General features: G+C 56.7%; 19 protein-coding genes. 17 read left to right on the top strand and 2 right to left on the bottom strand.

Translation table 11 applies throughout. The features are described from left to right. Positions 1-15 precede the first annotated feature (15 nt). The 6 genes from Q7U71_00550 to Q7U71_00525 all read left to right on the top strand — a co-directional run bounded on the left by Q7U71_00550 (position 16) and on the right by Q7U71_00525 (position 6120). Positions 16-753: a gamma-glutamyl-gamma-aminobutyrate hydrolase family protein gene (locus Q7U71_00550; GenBank protein MDO9390249.1), complete on the top strand. Its 738-nt coding sequence runs from the start codon at positions 16-18 to the stop codon at positions 751-753. Positions 754-861: 108 nt separating this feature from the next. Beyond that, positions 862-2673, top strand: a complete 1812-nt coding sequence (lepA, locus tag Q7U71_00545) for a translation elongation factor 4 (protein MDO9390248.1) — start codon at positions 862-864, stop codon at positions 2671-2673. Between the two features lie 162 nt (positions 2674-2835). Further along, positions 2836-3129 carry a hypothetical protein gene (locus tag Q7U71_00540; protein MDO9390247.1) on the top strand — a complete coding sequence of 98 codons (294 nt, stop codon included), beginning with the start codon at positions 2836-2838 and terminating at the stop codon, positions 3127-3129. Between the two features lie 100 nt (positions 3130-3229). Then, a complete protein-coding gene (gene lepB, locus Q7U71_00535; protein MDO9390246.1) occupies positions 3230-3937 on the top strand; it encodes a signal peptidase I in 708 nt (235 codons plus the stop codon). 242 nt (positions 3938-4179) lie between these two features. Beyond that, entirely contained in the window at positions 4180-4902 is a 723-nt protein-coding gene (lepB, locus tag Q7U71_00530) for a signal peptidase I (GenBank protein MDO9390245.1), read from the top strand. A 96-nt stretch (positions 4903-4998) separates the two neighbouring features. Continuing rightward, positions 4999-6120 (top strand): hypothetical protein, encoded by a 1122-nt coding sequence (locus Q7U71_00525; protein MDO9390244.1) that lies wholly within the window; start codon positions 4999-5001, stop codon positions 6118-6120. A gap of 121 nt (positions 6121-6241) precedes the next feature. Here the strand turns inward: Q7U71_00525 and Q7U71_00520 are convergent, their stop codons facing one another. Next, the gene (locus Q7U71_00520) at positions 6242-7108 is read right to left on the bottom strand and encodes a phosphatase PAP2 family protein (GenBank protein ID MDO9390243.1); all 867 of its coding nucleotides are present in this window, start codon (positions 7106-7108) and stop codon (positions 6242-6244) included. Between the two features lie 138 nt (positions 7109-7246). On the opposite strand from Q7U71_00520, the gene thiS reads away from it, so the two are divergent. From thiS to nifU, 5 genes are all read left to right on the top strand, one after another. After that, positions 7247-7447, top strand: coding sequence for a sulfur carrier protein ThiS (gene thiS / locus Q7U71_00515; GenBank protein ID MDO9390242.1), 201 nt, complete (start codon positions 7247-7249; stop codon positions 7445-7447). Positions 7448-7565: 118 nt separating this feature from the next. Continuing rightward, positions 7566-8336: a thiazole synthase gene (locus Q7U71_00510; protein MDO9390241.1), complete on the top strand. Its 771-nt coding sequence runs from the start codon at positions 7566-7568 to the stop codon at positions 8334-8336. Continuing rightward, positions 8333-9532: a 2-iminoacetate synthase ThiH gene (gene thiH / locus Q7U71_00505; protein ID MDO9390240.1), complete on the top strand. Its 1200-nt coding sequence runs from the start codon at positions 8333-8335 to the stop codon at positions 9530-9532. The genes Q7U71_00510 and thiH overlap by 4 nt, the downstream gene beginning before the upstream one ends. Then, positions 9522-10178, top strand: a complete 657-nt coding sequence (thiE, locus tag Q7U71_00500) for a thiamine phosphate synthase (protein ID MDO9390239.1) — start codon at positions 9522-9524, stop codon at positions 10176-10178. The genes thiH and thiE overlap by 11 nt, the downstream gene beginning before the upstream one ends. Positions 10179-10248: 70 nt before the next feature. Then, entirely contained in the window at positions 10249-10674 is a 426-nt protein-coding gene (nifU, locus tag Q7U71_00495; protein ID MDO9390238.1) for a Fe-S cluster assembly scaffold protein NifU, read from the top strand. 92 nt (positions 10675-10766) lie between these two features. On the opposite strand, the gene Q7U71_00490 is transcribed toward nifU, so the two are convergent. Beyond that, the gene (locus tag Q7U71_00490; protein MDO9390237.1) at positions 10767-14624 is read right to left on the bottom strand and encodes a S8 family serine peptidase; all 3858 of its coding nucleotides are present in this window, start codon (positions 14622-14624) and stop codon (positions 10767-10769) included. Between the two features lie 237 nt (positions 14625-14861). On the opposite strand from Q7U71_00490, the gene Q7U71_00485 reads away from it, so the two are divergent. From Q7U71_00485 to Q7U71_00460, 6 genes are all read left to right on the top strand, one after another. After that, positions 14862-15149, top strand: coding sequence for a zinc ribbon domain-containing protein (locus Q7U71_00485; GenBank protein MDO9390236.1), 288 nt, complete (start codon positions 14862-14864; stop codon positions 15147-15149). Further along, entirely contained in the window at positions 15146-15583 is a 438-nt protein-coding gene (locus Q7U71_00480) for a hypothetical protein (protein ID MDO9390235.1), read from the top strand. The genes Q7U71_00485 and Q7U71_00480 overlap by 4 nt, the downstream gene beginning before the upstream one ends. A gap of 164 nt (positions 15584-15747) precedes the next feature. After that, a complete protein-coding gene (locus Q7U71_00475) occupies positions 15748-16662 on the top strand; it encodes a PorV/PorQ family protein (GenBank protein MDO9390234.1) in 915 nt (304 codons plus the stop codon). Beyond that, positions 16659-17015, top strand: a complete 357-nt coding sequence (locus Q7U71_00470; GenBank protein ID MDO9390233.1) for a hypothetical protein — start codon at positions 16659-16661, stop codon at positions 17013-17015. The genes Q7U71_00475 and Q7U71_00470 overlap by 4 nt, the downstream gene beginning before the upstream one ends. A 16-nt stretch (positions 17016-17031) precedes the next feature. Further along, positions 17032-17718 carry a DUF4388 domain-containing protein gene (locus tag Q7U71_00465; GenBank protein ID MDO9390232.1) on the top strand — a complete coding sequence of 229 codons (687 nt, stop codon included), beginning with the start codon at positions 17032-17034 and terminating at the stop codon, positions 17716-17718. Between the two features lie 95 nt (positions 17719-17813). Beyond that, positions 17814-19856 (top strand): S8 family serine peptidase, encoded by a 2043-nt coding sequence (locus Q7U71_00460; protein ID MDO9390231.1) that lies wholly within the window; start codon positions 17814-17816, stop codon positions 19854-19856. The last annotated feature ends 29 nt before the right edge of the window (positions 19857-19885 follow it).

The raw sequence follows: 19885 nt of genomic DNA, 5'->3' as shown, positions 1-19885 counted from the left end.
ACTCCGGCATCGGTTATGAACCAAAAAGACAGATCTCCGGTGATCGGGCTAAGCGCCCTGCGCAGCCCGGACCAGACCAGCTACCATCATATCCTGACCGGGCCCTATGTCCGGTGCATCACTGCGGCCGGGGGCTATCCGATCGTCCTGCCGGCGATAGTTGACCGCTGTCAGGAAGCCTTAGCCCTGGTGGACGGCCTGCTGCTGATCGGTGGGGGAGACATCGAAGGGAAGCACCTGGGAGCAGAGAACCATCCCAAGGCAAAATTCTTCAACCCCTTAAGGGACGAGTTCGAGTTGGCCATCATAAAGCTGGCGGCCCAAAGGAAAATTCCGATGCTGGGCATCTGCCGGGGCCTGCAGATCATGAACGTAGCCCTGGGCGGCTCGCTGTACCAGGACATCAATGACGAACAGGGCACGGACTTTGACCACCAGCGGGAGAAGACCCCGGACCTGCCGGTGCATGCGGTCAGCATCGCGGCCGAAAGCTGTCTGGCCTCCATCCTGGGGACCACCTCGGTCTCGGTCAACAGCGTCCATCACCAGGCGATAAAAGATGTTTCCTCCAAACTCAAAGCGGTGGCCTGGGCCCCGGACGGGGTGATAGAGGCGGCCGAGGCCTGCGGGGATTCCGGTTTCATGCTGGGGGTGCAGTGGCACCCGGAGCGGATGGCGGAAAAACAGCCGGAGCAGCTGAGGCTGTTTGAAAGATTTGTCGGGGCGGCGGGAAACTATACGCATGGGGGCTGAACTGGGTATACACTATCCAGTATCCAGTATCTAGTATCCGGTAGCCAGTAGCCAGTAGATTATAAAATAGTCGTAAGTTTTAAGACATCATAAAAGGAGCTAGGTTAATTGTCACAGGATCACATCCGTAATTTCTGCATCATCGCCCATATAGACCACGGGAAATCCACCCTGGCCGACCGCCTGCTGGAGGTAACCGGCACCATCATGAAGAAGGACATGCAGGAGCAGGTGCTGGACAGCATGGACCTGGAGCGGGAGCGGGGCATCACCATCAAGATGCATCCCATCCGGATGAACTACAAGGCCAGATCCGGGGAAGAATACGTCTTTAACCTGATAGACACCCCGGGCCACGTGGACTTCGGCTACGAGGTCTCCCGTTCCCTGGCCGCCTGCGAGGGAGCCATCTTAGTTGTAGACGCCACCCAGGGGGTGGAGGCCCAGACCGTGGCCAATCTTTACCAGGCCGTCAACCACGACCTGACCATCATTCCGGTGATCAACAAGATAGACCTGCCCTCGGCCGAGGTGGAAAGATGCCGGGTCCAGATAGTGGAGCTTTTGGGCTGCGATCCCTCCGAGATAATTCTGGCCAGCGCCAAGACGGGCCAGGGCATCCAGGAACTGCTGGAGGAGATCATCGTCCGGGTGCCGGCGCCCAAAGGCGAGGCCCTGGCCCCGCTGAAGGCCCTGATCTTCGACTGCATCTTCGACGTCTACCGGGGCGCGGTGCCCTACATCCGGATCGTGGACGGCCGGCTGGAGAAGGGGATGAGGATCAGGCTTTTCTCCAACCAAAAGGAATTCGAGGTCACCGAGGTGGGCACCCTGGGAATGGGGATGCACCCCAAGGCTTCGCTGGAACAGGGCGAGGTGGGCTACGTGGTGGGCGGGATCAAGACCGTCTCCGAAGCCCGGGTGGGCGACACCGTCACCGACGCCCGGAACCCGGCTCCGGAGGCCCTGCCGGGCTACAAGCAGGTGAAGCCAATGGTCTACGCCGGGCTGTATCCCACCGAGAACCAGCAGTATCCCGACCTGCGGGTGGCTTTGGAAAAACTGGTCTTGAACGATTCCGCTTTGCATTACCAGCCCGAGACCTCCAGCGCATTGGGCTTCGGCTTCCGCTGCGGGTTTCTGGGCATGCTCCACATGGAGATCGTCCAGGAGCGGCTGGAGCGGGAATACAACCTGTCGCTGATCAACACCGTGCCCAACGTGGAGTACCGGGTGATCCAGACCGACGGACAGGTGCTGGTGATAGACAACCCCTCCGACCTGCCCAACGAGGTCAAGGTGGAGCAGATCGAGGAGCCGTTCGTCAACGCCGAGATAGTGGTGCCGGCAGAGTTCATCGGCAACATCATGAAGCTGGGGCAGGACCGGCGGGGCATCTACCAGAAGCTGGAATACCTGGACCCCACCCGGGCCCTGCTGTTCTACCAGTTCCCGCTGTCCGAGATCATCTTTGATTTTTACGACAAGCTGAAGAGCCTGTCCAAGGGCTATGCCTCGCTGGATTATGAGTTCCTGGAATACCGCCAGTCCGACCTGGTGAAGCTGGACATCCTGATCAACGGCGACCCGCTGGATGCCCTCTCCGCCATCATCCACAAGGACCACGCCCAGGAGTGGGGCAAGCGCCTGGCGGTGAAGCTGCGCAAGATCATCCACCGCCAGCAGTACGAGGTGGCCATCCAGGCTGCCATCGGCAGCCGGATCATCGCCCGGGAGAGCGTCAAGCCCTACCGCAAGAACGTGATCGCCAAGTGCTACGGCGGCGACATCAGCCGCAAGCGCAAGCTGCTGGAGAAGCAGAAGGAGGGCAAGAAGCGGATGAAGCAGGTGGGCAACGTGGAGATCCCGCAGGAGGCGTTCCTGGCGGTGCTGAAGGTGGGCGACGAGGAAAGCGAATAGATACCATTGCAAATCAATGGAAATTCTAAATGTCAATATCGAAACTCTAAACAAACTCAAAATCATCAAATCTCAAATACTTCAAACTGATTAGTGATTTTAACATTTGAAATTAGTATTTGTTTAGGTTTTAGAGTTTTGAGTTTAGAAATTTGCAAAATTATGTTTCAAAATCTGTTCTCCGACAAGTTCAAGCTGGCCTTCCTGCTGGCCGCAGTATTGTTGGCCTGGGTGGCGGTGCTGGAGTTCATGTTCATTACCCAGCAGTCCATGGACCTGGAAAGGCTGAAGACCAGGAACGGGGAGCTGGAGTCCGACCTGGCCGGGCTGGCGGCCCTGGTGCCCAATAAACTGACCAAAGCCGAGGCCGAAAAGCAGGGATTCAAGAACATCTTCATCATGTACAACGACGAGGGCCGGGCGGTGGAAGTAAAGTTCGACAGGAACAAGTTTTAGGGAACAAAAACGGAGAGACTTCCGTAGTATTTCTAATAACCACAAAGACACTAAGGTACCAATGCTATAAAACAGAGAACAAAAGGGACTCAATTAAGACATGAAAGAAAAATACACCTTCAAAAAACTCTGGCACGACTGGCTGTGGCCCCTGATCTGGGCGGTGCTGGTGGTCAAACTGGTGATCAACCCTTTCATACTGGAAGCCTACCAGGTGCCCACCGGTTCCATGGAAAGCACCATCCTGCCGGGAGACTGGCTGATCGCCGAAAAATTCAGCTACGGCCTGCACATTCCATTCACCAATACATCCATCCTGCCCCTGACCTCGCCCAAGTCCGGCCAGGTGGTGGTCTTCAAAAGCCCGCTGGACGGGATCAACCTGGTCAAGCGCTGCATAGCTTCCGGCGGGGATACGGTGGAGGTAAAGAACAAAAGACTTTACGTCAACGGCCTGGAACGGAAAGAGCCTTTCGCCATCCACCGGGACAGCTTTTCAGTTCCGGTGATGAACCCGCCCCTGACCCAGGGGCAGTTCCAGAAGGAATGGGAACACCGGCAGCTGCTGCAGACCTATGCGGTGCGGGACAATTTCGGTCCAATAGTGGTCCCCAAGGACTGCTTCTTCATGATGGGCGACAACCGCGATGAGTCCTTTGACTCACGTTTCTGGGGGCCGCTGCCCCGCAATCTTATCCGGGGCCGGGCCCTGTTCGTTTACTGGTCGTTCGACCGGCTGTCGGAAATGCCGCTGTCCAGCCTGTGGCGCCGTTTCCGGCTGCAGAGGATAGGGCGGAAGCTTTGGTAGACCGGTGGTTTCGATACGCCCCGCCGTCGGCTGAGTGGCTGGTATTTCGATACGTTTACACTACTCAATGTCCAGCCGTATCGAAGCCAGGCGGGGCACTCAACCACCGGATGTACTTGTGCTGAGCGAAGTTGATGCATCGAAACCACCGGCCACTCGGCCAACGGCAGACAAGTACTGAAACACAGAACATCCAAATCACGGAACCATAAATCAAACACCCCGACACATAAGGAAATATTATGGCCGTTCGGCAGAACAACGTAAAAAAGTCATGGTACCGGGACTGGGGCGAATCCTTGATCTGGGCGGTGGTGATGGCTCTGATCATCCGGGCCCTGGTGATCCAGGCCTTCAAGATCCCCTCCGGCTCCATGGAGGACACCCTGCAGGTGGGCGACTTTTTGATGGTCAACAAGTTCATCTACGGGGTCAAGCTTCCGTTCACCGACAAGACCATCCTGCCGTCGCTGCGCCAGACCAAGGCCGGGGACATCATCGTCTTCAAGTATCCTTTGGACAAGCGGGATTTCATCAAGCGCTGCGTGGCGGTGGAGGGGGACACGGTGGAGGTGCGGAACAAGAAACTTTACGTCAACGGCCAACGCCCGGACGAGCCCTATGCCGTGAACAAGGCCTGGGGGGAAAGCATCAGCCTTCCCCAGATGCTGTCGGCGGAGCTTTGGCGCAATGATTATCAGCGGGACTGGGAACAGCGCAAGTTCCTGAACCTGCCGGTGCGGGATAATTTCGGACCGGTGGTGGTGCCCAAGGACTGCGTCTTTGCCATGGGTGACAACCGGGACAATTCCCTGGACTCCCGCTTCTGGGGGCCGCTGCCCAAGAGCCTGATCCTGGGCAAGGCGGTGTTCATCTACTGGTCCTGGGATTCCGAGAACGGCGAGCCGTTCTGGAAGGTCTGGGAGAACATCCGGTTCAACCGGCTGGGAGACATGATCAGGTAAAAGACACCGAACCCATCCGCAGATTTCGCAGATGGCCGCAGATTTATCTATTACACTGCTAATCCGAGAAAACACAGCAACTGATGGAGACAACCCATGTCCGACATTATGGTCAAGGCCGTAGAATCGAAAAAGGAACTGGAGCAATTCATAAAACTGCCCTGGACGATATACCGGAACAACAGCAGCTGGGTGCCGCCGCTGATCGCCGAACAGAAAAAAATGCTGGATGCCGGGCACAACCCATTCTTTCAGCATGCCCGGGCCGCCTATTTCCTGGCCGTCCGGAACGGGGAGACACTGGGGCGGATCAGCGCCCACATCGATGACAACAGCAACAAGTTCCACCACGAGAAATGCTGCTTCTTCGGCTTCTTTGAATCGGCGGACGATCCCAAAGTGGCCCAAGCCTTGTTTGCCGCAGCGGAAAAATGGGCCCGGGAGAACGGCATGGACACGGTGCGGGGGCCGTTCAATTTCACCACCAACGATACCGCCGGCCTGCTGATAGACGCCTTTGACCGCCCCCCGGTGATAGAGATGACCTACAACCCGCCGTACTATCCGGCCCTGGTCGAAGCCTGCGGATACGCCAAGGTCATGGACCTGTTGGCCTATTTCCTGGACGTCCAGCACATCGACCGCGACCGGATCAAAATGCTGGCCCGGCGGTGCGAACAAAAGGGGATCACCTTCCGCTCCATCAATAAAAAGGTGTTCGAGCAGGAGGTCAAGATATTCAAGGAGGTCTACAACCAGGCCTGGAGCCAGAACTGGGGCTTCGTTCCCCTGACCGAGGCCGAGATAGACCATTATGCCAAAAGCTTCAAGGACATAGTGGAGCCGGATTACGTGATCTTTGCCTTTGACGGGGAAAAGCCGGTGGGCTCGCTGTGGGCTTTGCCGGATTACAATTATGCCATCAAGCGGCTCAACGGAAAGATGGGCCCGCTGGAAATAATTAAATTCCTCTGGCACAAAAGCAAAATAACCCATACCCGGGTGATGACCGCCGGAGTGATAAAGGATTACCAGAAAAGGGGCATCGAGGCCGGACTGGTGAGCCGGGTGATAGAGAACGCCGTTAAAAAGGGCACCAAGACCGGGGAGCTTTCCTGGGTGCTGGAGAACAACCTGATGATGAACCGGCTGGGCGAGGCGGTGGGGGCCAGGGTCTATAAGACCTACCGGGATTACGAGAAAAAGCTTAATCAATGAATAAACCCACTTCTCCACTGGGGAAGAGCCTGCACTGAGTTAAGCAATATATTGCTGCAAACGAAAGAGGGCAGGGGTTAGGTCAAAAAAGCCGCCCTTATTACGGGCGGCTTTCTCAAAGTTACTTCTTGTTTCTTAAAAACTGCGGGTTCCATATCTCGGCTATCAAAATGGCCAGGGCCGCCAGCACAAACCCAAAGATGACATCGATCACGTAATGCAGCCGCAGGAACACCGTGGCCACGATCAGCAAGATCCCCACTGGAAGCATTACCGCGAAAAGTTTTTTGTGATGGGCGTGGGCATAATAGAGCACGATCAGGGTTATCCCGGTGTGGCCCGAAGGGAAGCAGTCCCGCTTGTTGAATTCGTTGGCGGTCAGAAAATCAAGGATCTGGTTTCCCCAGAACAACCCCTTGACCGGGGCCGCTTGGCTGCCGGTCAGGGTAAAGCGGGGCCCGATGGCCGGCACCAGCAGGTATCCCAGGTAGGAGATGAAGAACCCGATGGTCACCGCCAGGAACATGTGCTCCAGCTCGTGGTGCTTATTGTCGAAATGCAGGAATAAAGCCAGGACCACCGGCAGAAAGTAATAGCTGGAATAGGCCAGGGCCAGCACATCCACCATCCAGGGCGCGGTCAGGCTCTCCAGCCAGACGGTGGGATGAACCCCGAACATGGCGTAGTCGATCCTGATCAGATAGCCGTCCAGGTCCGGCCGGATGTACTGGATGATGTGTCCCAGGCTTTGAAATACCGGAAGGATGCCGGCGAATGGCGCCCAGCGCCGCAGCAGCTCAAAGAACTTGCAGGGCCGGCGGGTGTCCAGCCAGATCACCAAGCCGTAAACCCCTAAGGTCAGCCCGTAGATCAGGAATATCCAGGGCCAGCCTTTGAGCCGGGGCAGGTTCAGCAGGGTCAGCAGGCTCAAGCCCGAAACGAACCCCAGGTAGAGCCATTCCACTTTTTTCAGTTTTATTTTAAGCATCTTTCAATTTTAACATTCCCGGCAAATTAAGTCAATTATCCGGGGGTGAAATCTGAGGCCGGACGCCCCAGGAAGCCGGTATTGACAACTGCCGTCAATAGTCGTATACTCAAATCCCTGCCATCAAATGATGAGATCATGAAGATAAAATTAAACGGAAAAGATACCGAAACACCCGGGGGAGATACGATCGCCGACCTGCTGAAAATGCACGCTCTGCTGGGAAAGCCTTTGGTGGTGGAGCTCAACGGATCTATTGTAAAGAAAGACCTGTATGATGAGACCAAACTTGCCGAAGGTGATACATTGGAGATAGTGCGCTTGGTGGGCGGGGGATGACTAACCCTTCGACACTGGCTTCAACACGACTTCGATAAACTCAGCCTAACCGCTCAGGGTAATAAATCAAAAATCAACCCCTCGGCCCCGCTCAGGGCAAGAAATCAAAAATAAAAATATGCTGAAACCATTGGTGATCGCCGGGAGAGCGATAAGGTCGCGCCTGTTCCTGGGCACCGGCAAGTTCTCCAGCTCCGCCGTCATGGCCCGGGCCCTGGAGGCCTCGGGGGCCGAGATCGTGACCGTGGCCCTGCGCCGGGTGGAATTCGACAACCCCCAGGATGACATCATCTCCCACATCGACCAGAAAAAATACCTGCTGCTTCCCAACACCTCCGGGGCCCGCGACGCCGAAGAGGCGGTCCGCATTGCCCGGCTGGCCCGGGCGGCTTCCGGCTGGAACTGGCTGAAGCTGGAGGTGACCCCCGAGCCCAATTATCTTCTGCCCGATCCGGTGGAGACGCTGAAGGCGGCGGAGATCCTGATCAAGGAAGGCTTCATCGTGCTGCCCTATATCAATGCCGACCCGGTGCTGGCCAAGCGCCTGCAGGAGGCGGGATGCGCGGCGGTGATGCCGCTGGGCTCGCCCATCGGCTCGGGGCGGGGGATCAAGACCGCCGACCAGATCCGGATCATCATCCAGCAGGCCACGGTGCCGGTGGTGGTGGACGCCGGGCTGGGCCTGCCCTCCCACATCTGCCAGGCCTTTGAGCTGGGGGCCGATGCGGTGTTGTTGAACACCGCGGTGGCGGCGGCCCAGGATCCGGTGCAGATGGCCAGATCGTTCAAGCTGGCGGTGGAGTCGTCCCTGGCCGGACTGGAAGCCGGGCCAATGTCCGAGGGCGAGGCCGCCTCCGCTTCCAGCCCGTTGACCGGTTTTTTGAGATGAGTCCGTTCCACGAAATAATAGGTTCCCTGGACAGTTCCCGGATAAAAAAAGACCACCAGAACGTCACTACCGGGCAGGTCAAGGCCCTGCTGGAAGCCCTCGGTTCCGGAGCTGTCCCCCGTCCCGAAGATATCTCCATTCTGGTGTCTCCGGCCGCCGCCGGACTGCTGGAACCCATGGCCCAACTGGCCAAAACCATCACCACCCGGCGCTTCGGCAAAACCATCCAGTTGTACGCCCCGTTGTACATCTCCAACTACTGCAGCAATTCCTGCGTCTATTGCGGGTTCAACGTCCACAATAAGGTCAACCGCCGGACCTCTGGTCCCGGGGAGATTTTGTCCGAAGCCCGGCTGATAAAGAACCAGCACCTCTCCCAACTATTGCTGGTGAGCGGTGAATGCCCGGCCGAGGTAAGCGTCGAACTGCTGGAGGCGACCGCCCGCGACCTGAAGGGAATGTTCCCGTCCCTGTCCATAGAAGTATACCCCATGGATACACCGGACTACGCGCGGCTTTACCAGGCGGGAATAGACGGGCTGGCCATTTACCAGGAGACCTACGACCAAGACCTTTACTCCATTGTCCATCCGGCCGGGCCCAAGCGCGATTACCAGTACCGGCTGGGGGCCCCGGAGAGGGGCGCGGCGGCGGGCTTCCGGCAGATCGGACTGGGGTCGCTGCTGGGGCTGAACGACTGGCGGGTGGAATCGCATTACCTGATGCACCACGCCGCCTACCTGATGAAGCATTACTGGAAGAGCCAGATCTCCGTCTCCTTTCCCCGCTTAAGGCCGGCGGCCGGGGGGTACCGCCCGGAGTTCCCCGTCAGCGACCAGGAGCTGGTGCAGATGATCTGCGCCTTCAGGCTGATGCTGCCCGACGCCGGACTGGTGCTTTCCACCCGGGAACCGGCGGAACTGCGGGACAACCTGATAGGCCTGGGCATCACCAAAATGAGCGCCGGGTCCAAGACCGCCCCGGGCGGTTACCTCGACAGGCTCGGTAACAACCTAGACGAGCAGGGCCAGCCGGCCGAAGGGCAGTTCAACGTTTGCGACGACCGGCCGGTGGAGGAGGTAGCGGCGAGCATCAGACAAAAAGGGTACGATACGGTGTGGAAGGACTGGGATTCTGGATTTGAAAAACAAAACGAAAATCAAGGGCAGAATATAAAAATAGAAAATGGAAAGTAAAAGTCAACGGCTGAAAGCCTTTCAGCAAATAGATCTCTATCCGGTCACCGACCAGGGGCTGTCCCTGGGCCGCACCGACCTGGAGGTCCTTGATGGCCTGATAGCCGGGGGCGCCAGGATAGTCCAGCTGCGGGAAAAGCACATCTCCAAAAAAGATCTTTACCATCTGGCGCATGCCTTCCGGCAAAAGACGTCCAAGGCCGGGGTGCTGCTGATCATCAACGACCACCTGGACATAGCCCTGGCCTGCGGGGCCGACGGGGTGCACCTGGGACAGGACGACCTGCCGCCGGCTGCCGCAAAAGAACTGGCCCCCGAATTGATAATAGGCGTTTCCACCCACAACCTGGAAGAGGCTTTGAAAGCCCAGGAGCAGGGGGCGGATTACGTCAACATCGGCCCCATCTTTGCCACCCAGACCAAGGAACTTTCCATGAAACCGCTGGGGCCGGAGGCCATCAAAGAAATTGCTCCGCAGCTGAAGATTCCATTCACGGTGATGGGGGGTATCAACCGGTCCAACATCCAGGAGGTCTTGCAGGCCGGGGCCGGGAAGATCGCGGTGGTCACCGCCGTCACCAAGGCCGGGGATATAGGACAGGCGGTTCAGGAACTGCGGAAGACGATCAGCGGATTCTCAGCCTGAATCCTTAAGTTGACTTTCGGCATCAAATGTAATAGAATGCAGGGCACATTAATAAGGAACGGAGATACAGATGTACAGTGAAAAGGTGATGGATCACTTCATGAATCCTCGCAACATGGGGGAGATCGAGAACCCCGACGGGGTGGGAATGGTGGGCAATCCGGTCTGCGGGGACATGATGAAGATCATGCTGAAGATAGACAAGGACGTGGTGACCGACGTCAAGTTCAAGACCTTTGGCTGCGGGGCGGCCATAGCCACCTCCAGCATGGCCACCGAGCTGGTGAAGGGCAAGACCATCGAAGAGGCTTTGCAGGTCACAAATAAAGCGGTGACCGAGGCCCTGGACGGCCTGCCCCCGGTCAAGACCCACTGTTCGGTGCTGGCCGAGGACGGGATCCGGGCGGCCGTCAATGATTATCTGGTCAAGCAGGGAAGGCCGGGACTGAAACTTTCCGAGGCAGCTCATGAGCACGGCCCAGAGGAAAAAGAGTAAGACTGTAATTATTCCGGAAAAATAAAAATCCCCCCGCTGGACACTGAGCATAGTCGAAGTGCGGCGGGGGGATTTTTTGTTTCCAGGTCAGACTACTTTATCATTACCAGCTTCTTGGTAAATCTTGACTCTCCGGCCTCCAGCCGGTAAAGGTAGACCCCGGCAGCCAACTGGCGCCGGCCGTCATCCCGGCCGTCCCATTTGACGGAATAGCTTCCGGCCGGCTGCTTGGAGTTCACCAGCGTCCGCACCAGCTGGCCGGCCACGTTGTACACTTTAAGGGCGACCCTGTTCTCGGCAGGCAGTTGGTAGGATATGGTGGTGCCCGCCCCGAAAGGATTGGGGTTGTTCTGGAAAAGGGCCAGCACCAGCGGTTTCAAAGTGCCCGGCAGTCCGCCGGTTATGCCTAACACGGGCTGGACCTTGAGATAGACGTCATCCACCACCCAACCGAAGGCAGTTGTGGCAGCGTCCGACTTGAGCCGCATCCTGAATAAAATACTGTCGTTGGAGCCCTTGGTCGAAAAGATGGGATTTACTGCAATAGTATCCAAAGCCCAGGATGATTTCAGAGAGGTCCTGGCCTTAAGAGTGGTCCAGGTGCTTCCGTCCTTGGATGCTTCTACGAAAGCGCTGTCACCGGCACCGATTATCCCCTTGGACCACATATAAAGGTTAACCCACCTGCTGTTATCAGCGTAAGCATCCAAATTGTAACCATAGTCAGTTTTAAGCTGCAGTACAAGGCTGGAATTGACGGGGTAATTGGTGGTTCCAGTCCGCATGCAGTTAGGGGCGGAGCGCGGTCCGGTAATATATGTCCTCCAGGGGTTGGTGCCGGCCAGGGTATCGAATAAGGCCAGCATCGCCGGGCTGTCGAAATTCGTCACCAATGCCGAATCGACCGTTACGAAGGAATGATAGCCGCTGGCCGGGCTGCGTCCGGTGTTATGCATGCTGGAGGTATCCACCGCCGTGATGTAGTAATAGACTGTGTCGCCGGTGTATAGGTGGGCCGGCAGAATGATGTTCCCGGAAAAACTGCTGCCAACCGAGGTCATTTGGACCGGGGGATATTCCGAACCCGAATTCACCTTGTAATGGATGTATCCGGAATCCGGAAACACCCCGTAATTGTCGGTGATGGTGGCGCTGGCCTTGTATGGCCCGGAAAGGTTGATGGTGTTGGTCAGTGTGTTGTGGGTTATCACCGGGGCATAGGGGTCGGGTCCGGCGTAGAAGGAGTAATAATTGTAGGGGGCCCCACCCGGCAGGGTCTTGTTAAGCCCGTTGTTGTTGAGGGCGTAAATGAAATAATCTATCCGGGCTCCGCTGTGGGCCGGAATGGAAGCCTGGTAAAGTCCGCCGCCCATGTCGGTCATCAGGGTCCGGTTGGCGTAGGGCAGGGTGCCGTCGTCATCCCAGTACAGGTAGACCTGGGCCACTCCGGCGCTGGAGGTTACGGTGGTCTGGACGAGATAGGGGGACAAGGTGTCTTCGGTGTCGGTCAGCGGGGTATGGGCTATCTGGATGTCGCCCATGAACCATTTTACCATCCGGTCCATGACCGTGTCCCTTACCGTTTCCGAGGTGATGGCTTCAAAGCCGAAACCGGTGTAGATCACCTTGTAGGCCCCGGAATATTTGACCCCGGCCAGGCCCGAAGTGAACCCGGAGTATCTAAGAATTGAATCGGCCCCGGCCCGGGGGGTGAAATAATCATAATACTGGGAGATGCCGTAGGGCTGGAGGATCGAGAAAGCCAGGCCGTTGCTTATCGGATCACCGGTTACCCCCAAAATTGAGGTTATTGCGCTGTGGTCGCCGCCGTAAGTGGCATGGAGGTAATCCTGATAAAAAGCCTCTGTCTCCGCGTTATACTGGTTATCGGGCAGTCCGGTGGGGTCGGCCAGGTCCCAGCCGATGTCCTGACCGGAGAGGTAGAGATTGCCGCCTTGGTCAAGAAAAGTCCGCAGTGCGGCCCGGTCCATGGAGTCCAGGGTGGGGGAGGCCCATTCACAGAGCCAGATGACGGTGTTATACGACTTTAACAGGGAGGTATCCGGTGCGCCTCTTTGAGAACGGTCGTAACGGTCGTAAAAATATCCCAGCTTGGAGATGGATTTGCTGTAAAGAGTGTCAACATTGCGGGCTCCGGTATCGTCGTCCAGCAGCAGGATCGGCGAACGCTCTATCTGGACGTAGAAGGTGTCGGTGCGGCTTTCGGCATCGGCGGTGATGTCCACAATGAACATGGCCCAGTGTGGCAGAGCGGTGTTGTCCACTGTGAAATCAAAGCTGGAAACGGAATTGGTGAAGCCGCCGTTAATGGCCCCGTAGCCGGCGGTGCTGGTATTGATAGTGACCGCATAGTCGGTGCTATGGATAGCTGCGCTTACCGAAGCGGCATCGCCCCACCAGTTTTTCAGAGACAGGGACAGGAAAACGGACTCTCCGGCCTCGGCTATGCCGTTGCCTCCGTCGGTGACCAGGTGGGATTGGTATTTGACCAAGGGTACTGGTGTGACGGTCAACGCTTTGTAAGCATTGATCCGGCCGGTGCCCAGCAACCCGGCGTAAGCCGGGTTCAGGGCGTCTATGTTGTCGGTGGTCATGATCAGCTGGGTGGCCACCTGGGTGTTGTTCCAGGTTGGATTATTGGCCCAGATCAGGCCGGCCACGCCGGCCGCCACCGGGCTGGCCATGGAAGTGCCGTCCCAGGAGTCATAAGAGTTGGAGTATGCAGTGCTCAGTATGGCAGAGCCCGGGGCTGAGACATCAATGGTGGTGCCGTAATTTGAGAAGGATGATTTTGCATCCAAAGAAGTGGTGGCGGCCACAGAAACCACGTTATTGTAGGCCGATGGGTAGTGGGGGGCAGAGACGGCGTCGTTCCCGGCCGCGCAGACAATTACCGAACCAGCTTCCCATGCATAATTGATGATATCCTGAGCGAACTGGCTGTAGCCCGAGCCGCCCCAGCTGCAGTTGATGACCTTGGCTCCGTTCTCGGCGGCATAGGCGATCCCGTCGTAGCCGAAATAAATGTAAGACTTGCCACCGGTGGCGGTGTAATCATTATCGTAGCTGCATTTGATGGCCATAGCTTTGCAACTCCAGCCAATGCCGGACACGCCGGTCCCGTTATTGGTCACGGCCGAGGCGTCCCCGGCCACATGCGTTCCGTGGTCATTGTTATCATCATAAACATTTGGGTCGTTGTCCCCGGCCGGGGCGGTTACGGCAATGTCCGGCCCGGCAAAGTCCCAGCCCCGGATGTCGTCCTTGTAGCCGTTACCGTCATTATCCAGACTGTCGATGTCGCCGAAGACACCCAGGCTGTCGTAAGTGCTGGGCCAGTTGTCCAGCTTTCCGTTGTGGTTGATATCCTCCACCGGGTTGATCCAGATATTGGCGGCCAGGTCGGGGTGGGTCACCTGGACCCCGCAGTCCACGATGCCGATCCAGACGGTGGTATCCCCTGTTGAGATGTCCCAGGCGTCACCGGCCTGGATCTTGCCCAGGAACCACTGGCTGCCGTAAGACGGATCGTTAGGTGTAGTGGTCTCCATTTTATAGCCGTAACGCGGTTCGGCATACTCCACCTGGCCGGTGTTTTTCAACTGGGTGCAAAGGGCCATGATGTCGGCGGTCCCCGAAACCTTGGCCTGACAGATCCTGGAAAGACCCTGTCCGGAGTTACTCTTGGCTAGACTCTTATGGGGATATAGCATTTTTAGCTTATCCAGGCCATGTTGCTGCAGCACGTCATCCACCTGCGGTACCCCGCAGGAGAAACCCTTGGCATCCAGGACGGGGTGCGTCTTGAGTTTGAATATCACTACCCCCTTAAGGTAGGGGTTGGTGGTAGCCCGGTTGTTTTCCGCCCGGCCCGGCCCGGCCAGCGCCAAAAGGCAGAAGGCCGTTAAAATGACAAAAACTTTTTTCATAGATCTCCTTATTATTAGATTTTAGCTTTAAAATTACCCGAAAAAGCAATTATTTATGATACTCCCATAAACGGCGCTTGTCAAGATGTAATCATATAAAAATATAGCCCAGTTTTTTCTAACCTTGTATTAACCCGGAATAAGTGGTATATTATCTTATGAATGTTCCTTAAAAATTCAAACTATATTGACTTAAGGCCTTGTAAATAGTATACTTAATCTTTTAGGAAGATAATAATGCCGACCTACGAATACCAATGCATAAAATGCGGCCACCGGTTTGAAGAACTTCAGTCCATAAAAGCCCTTCCGCTCAATTCCTGCCCGGTCTGCAGCGGTCAGGTGGAACGTTTGATAGGAACCGGTTCTGGTTTTATTTTCAAAGGAGCCGGATTCTATGCCACCGAATACAGAAGCTCCGAATACAACAAAAGCGCCAAGGCCGATTCCGACAAAATCGTCGCCATACCAACACCAGCGCCTTCCCCCGCCGCCAATAAAAGCTCTGAAGGAGATAAAAAATGAAACAGATCAAATTATTTCTTTTGGCTTCTATGTTCCTAGTCTCCCTGGCCGCAGCCCAAACCGGCCCGTTGGATTTCAGCGGGGTCAACAACCTGAACACCGGGCTGGGGAATTTGTTCGACACTTCCCGGTTCACCATGCAGCAGAGTTTTTCCATGGGCTACGCCTCCTCGGGGAAGGCCAGCCTGCTGTCAAACACCTACCGCAACACCTTGAATTACCAGCTTTCCCAAAAGCTGGAACTTAAACTGGACCTGGCCTACAGCTATCTGCCGGCGGCCTTCAACAAATCGGCCTACCAGCTCGACAACCGCCGCCAGGGGATGTTCCTGCCTTCATTCGGGCTTAAATACCAGCCCTCCCAAAATTTAATGATCCAGTTCGAGTACAACAGCCCGGGAAGCTACGGATCCAATTATCTGCTGGGGCGGTAATCTCATTTGCCGGAAAACCTGATCCCAGGAGCCCCACAAAAAACAGAAAAAACAACCCTTAACCAATAGCATTCGGGAGAAGATATAGCATTTTAAGGTAGGAGCAATCATTTCTGACAGCTTTGCGGCAACCTATTATCAATGCTATTGCCAAGGGAGATGTTATGATCAAACCAACCGCCATAATCTCAACCATCATTTTACTGCTGGCAGCAACAGCTTCGGCCGAGACTACCGGCAACACAGCGCTGTCGTTCTTAAAGATCGGGGCCGGAGCCAGGGCAGCCGGGATGGCCGATGCCGGGATCGCAGTGATTTCCGATGCCTCGGCCTGCTACTGGAACCCCGCCCGGCTGGCGGCCGTTCCCACCAACCACAGCCTTCATTTTCAGCACCACCAGTGGATAGCCGAGACCTCGGTGGATGAGATCTATTACGCCTATAGTTTTGGCCGGCACCGGCTGGGGGCAGCGGCCCGGATGCTGTCCACCGGGGATATCCCCTTAAGGGAGGATCTGCCGGCCGAGGATCCCATAGCCCAGTACCAGGCCTACGATCTTTTTGCCGGGCTCTCCTACGCCTTTTCTCCCATCCCGGAACTGGCCCTGGGGATTTCCTACCGGAGGCTCTACGAAAAGATCTATCTGAACACCGGCTACGGCTACAATCTGCAGGCCGGCATCGACATCAGGATCAAAGAACTGGGGCTGGACCTGGCCGGCACCATAGACAACCTGGGGCCGCGCTTCAAACTTGACAAAGAGCTTTACAAACAACCCACCACCTTCAAGGTCGGCGCCGGGTTCAGCCCTGACAAGACGCTGTTCAACGGACGGGGCCTGCTGGCTCTGGATGCGGTCAAGGCCATAGACGCCGCCTGGCAGGTCCGGACCGGGCTGGAATATCTCTGGCGGGACCAGGCGGCCCTGAGGCTGGGGTACAAGACCGGTCATTCCAGCGAAAGCTTCAGCGCCGGGCTGGGACTGAAGTGGCGGGGCTATTCCTTCGATTACGCCTTCGTGCCCCACGATTATGACCTGGGCACCAGCCACAGGTTCTCGCTGGGACTGGGATTTTGAAATACCCGGCGTTCATTCTGGCCCTGGCGGTCCTGGTCCTGGCCGGGGGAGGAAGGCTTCAGGGGCAGGGAACTGAAGAAAAGATTTACAATGACCGCTGGCTGGCCCGGGACAAGGTTTCGCATCTGGCGGTAAGCGCCGCCCTGGTGGGTTTCAGCTATCACCTGCTGCGTTACGAGCAGCGGGAAACAGGAGCATCATCCAGGAACCTGGCGGCGGGAATAAGCCTGGGCTGGGGCCTGGCCAAGGAAACCCGCGACGCTTCCCGCCCCGGCAATCATTTTTGTTTCAAGGATCTGACCGCCGACCTGCTGGGGGCGGGTCTGGGCATACTAATCTTCACCACCAAATAAAAATCAACTGGCAGCAATGGGACTAGAAGGCAATTTAAAAGATTTTGATCTGGCCGACATCCTGCAGCTTATCAGCCTGGGCAAGAAGACCGGGGTCTTGAACGTGTCCACCGAAAGCGACAAGGGGGCCATATTCTTTGAGGAAGGCACCGGGGTGTCCGCCTCGGCCGGAGACATTCTGGGGGACAGCGCCATTACCCGGATCCTGCGCTGGCGCAAGGGATCGTTCATCTTCAAGCCCGACGAGACGGTGGACCAGCACAACGTCCAGGCCCCCATCATGCACCTGGTGCTGGAGGCGGCCCGGCAGATAGACGAATGGGATGACATCCAGAAACTGATCCCCTCGCTGGATATGATCCTGACCATCGAGGAAAAGCCGCCGGCCGGCACCGAGGACATCCAGCTGCAGCCATTGGAATGGAAGGTGCTGGCCACGGTGGACGGCTCCCGGCCCATCACCCAGATCATCAAGGATTCCCACCTGGGAGATTTTGAGACCTGCAAGGTCCTTTACGGGCTGCTGTCTTCGGGCCTGATTAAAGTTCTGCCGGCCGTAAAGCCGGCCCCGCCCGAGGAAAAGCCCCAGGCTCCGCTTCCGCCCGCTCCCGTTCCGGCGCCCAAGCCTGTGGCGGCGGAACCGCCCAAGCCCGAACCGGAAAAGAAAGGGGTTTTGGGGGGGTTGTTCGGCAAAAAGAAATGACACCGAAGAAAAACCATGGTCTTCGGTGTTTTGCCGTTTAACCGGGGGTGTTTTTCCATTAACAATAAGATCAATAGAATAAAGATCGGTGCCGAATGAAAACCGCAAAAATTCAGATGCTGATCCTGGCGGGTATTTCAGCCCTGCTGTTCAATGCTCCGGCTTCGGCCCAGAAGATCTCCCCTTCCCTGCAGCAGGCCATCGGCCGGGGAGCCAAGGGAACAGAATATGTTTGTTGGGTGACTTTGGCCGACAAACAGGGTTCAGTTTACAAAAGTACACTGGAGAAAAGATCCCTGGACCGCCGCCAGAAGCTGGGCCGGGCCCTTAGTTTTGGCGACCTGCCGGTATCAGGCAAGTACATTGAGGCCATCAAGAATTCCGGGGCCAAGTTGAGGGTGGTCAGCCCCTGGTTGAACGCAGTCAGCATTGTGGCCAGCGCCGACCAAATAACAAATCTTGTTCAGCTGCCATATGTCTCCAAGCTCGATCTGGTGGCCCGATTTAAGGCCGAAAACGACTTTAAAACCGCCAAGCCGGTCAGCCCAAAATCACTGCCGGCCCTGGATTATGGTTCTTCCGATGCCCAGATAAAAATGTTGAACATAGACCAACTCCACGCCAAAGGCTACACCGGCAGCGGCATCCGGATCCTGATCATTGACACCGGTTTTGACCGCCAGCACGAGACCCTCTTAAGGACCAGCGTGGTGGCCGAACGGGATTTTCAGAGGACTGTTCCTGCACGAGACCAGTACGGTGATACCTTGTCTTATCATAGGCCAGACAGCATCACTTCCTTTGAATTGGATCAGGACATCACCAGGGAACAAACCAACCACGGCACCGGGATGCTCTCCATTGTCGGCGGATATAAGAGCGGATCCCTGATAGGCAGCGCCTACAATGCCGATTTCGTGCTGGCTAAGACAGAAAAATATTATTCCTACAATGGGACTCGTGCGGACATCTATCAAGAAGAGGATTGGTGGGTGGCGGCTTTGCAGTGGGGGGATAGCCTGGGTGTTGATGTGGCCACCAGCTCTTTGGGATACAGGCAATGGGCAGATACCACCGTAAGGTCTTCTTATACCTACAGCCAAATGAACGGGGATGCGGCCTTTTGCAGCCGGGCCGCCGACAGTGCGGTCTCCCGGGGAATCGTGGTGCTGAACTCAAATGGAAATGTCTCTACCAATACCAGACCCGACACATGCATAGTTGCCCCAGCCGACGGCGACAGCGTCATTGCGGTGGGCGGTGTGCGAGCTACCGATAGGCTATGGGCCAATCCTTCGATCGGGGACGGAGCATCTACCGGTCCGGCGGCTGACAGCATAAAAATACAGCGTTTTGGCGGAGCTGATTCAGTCTTGATCCGCAGAATAAAACCTGATGTGGCCGCCGCCTGGCAGACCTATTATGCAAATAACCGGGATACAGTGAACTACAGCCAGATAGTCACCAGCACCGGCACTTCAGGGGCCTGCGCCCTGACAGCTGGCCTGTGCGCCCTGCTGCTGGAGGCGCATCCATCCTGGGGCCCCAAACAGGTGATGGACGCATTGAAACACAGCGGCAGTAACCGCTATACAGTAGAAACATACCTGGCCCATCCCGAAAGCATCGGCACCGACCAGAGCCAGTTTGCCGCTATCACGTCAGGCCACCGTTACTACATAGACAACAACAACGGAACGGTGCTGGACCTTTATGACGCCTACCGCATCGGGTGGGGCATCCCGGACTGGCTGGCGTCGTTGAATTACACCGCACCCGAAGTGGTGCTGCCGGAGAGTGACCAGCTGCTGGAACCTTATCCCAACCCTGCCAAGCCGGACGCCGCCGGAATTTACCTGCCCTATTTCCTGGCCCGGGATTCCTACAACGTAAGCATCCGGGTCTATACCCTGGACGGCAGGATGCTGCGACAGATGGATTACGGCACCCAGCTGGCCGGGGAATATCCGGGCCAGCGCCAGCCCCGTCCGTCATCGCTGCCGGTGACCGGCGGCAATCCCGGCGGGTACTGGGACCTGAAGGATGACAAGGGGAAACCCGCTCCCTCGGGGCTTTACCTGGTGATACTTTCCACCGGCTGGAACCAGTCGGTCAAGAAAGTGGAGGTGGTCCGGTGATCCGGTTTTGAAATATCAAAGAAACAGAA

The sequence above is a fragment of the bacterium genome (assembly GCA_030655055.1).
Taxonomy (GTDB): Bacteria; Edwardsbacteria; AC1; order AC1; family EtOH8; genus UBA5202.
The sequence above is the reverse complement of the archived record's forward strand: the minus strand, read 5'-3'. Positions and strand labels throughout refer to the sequence as shown.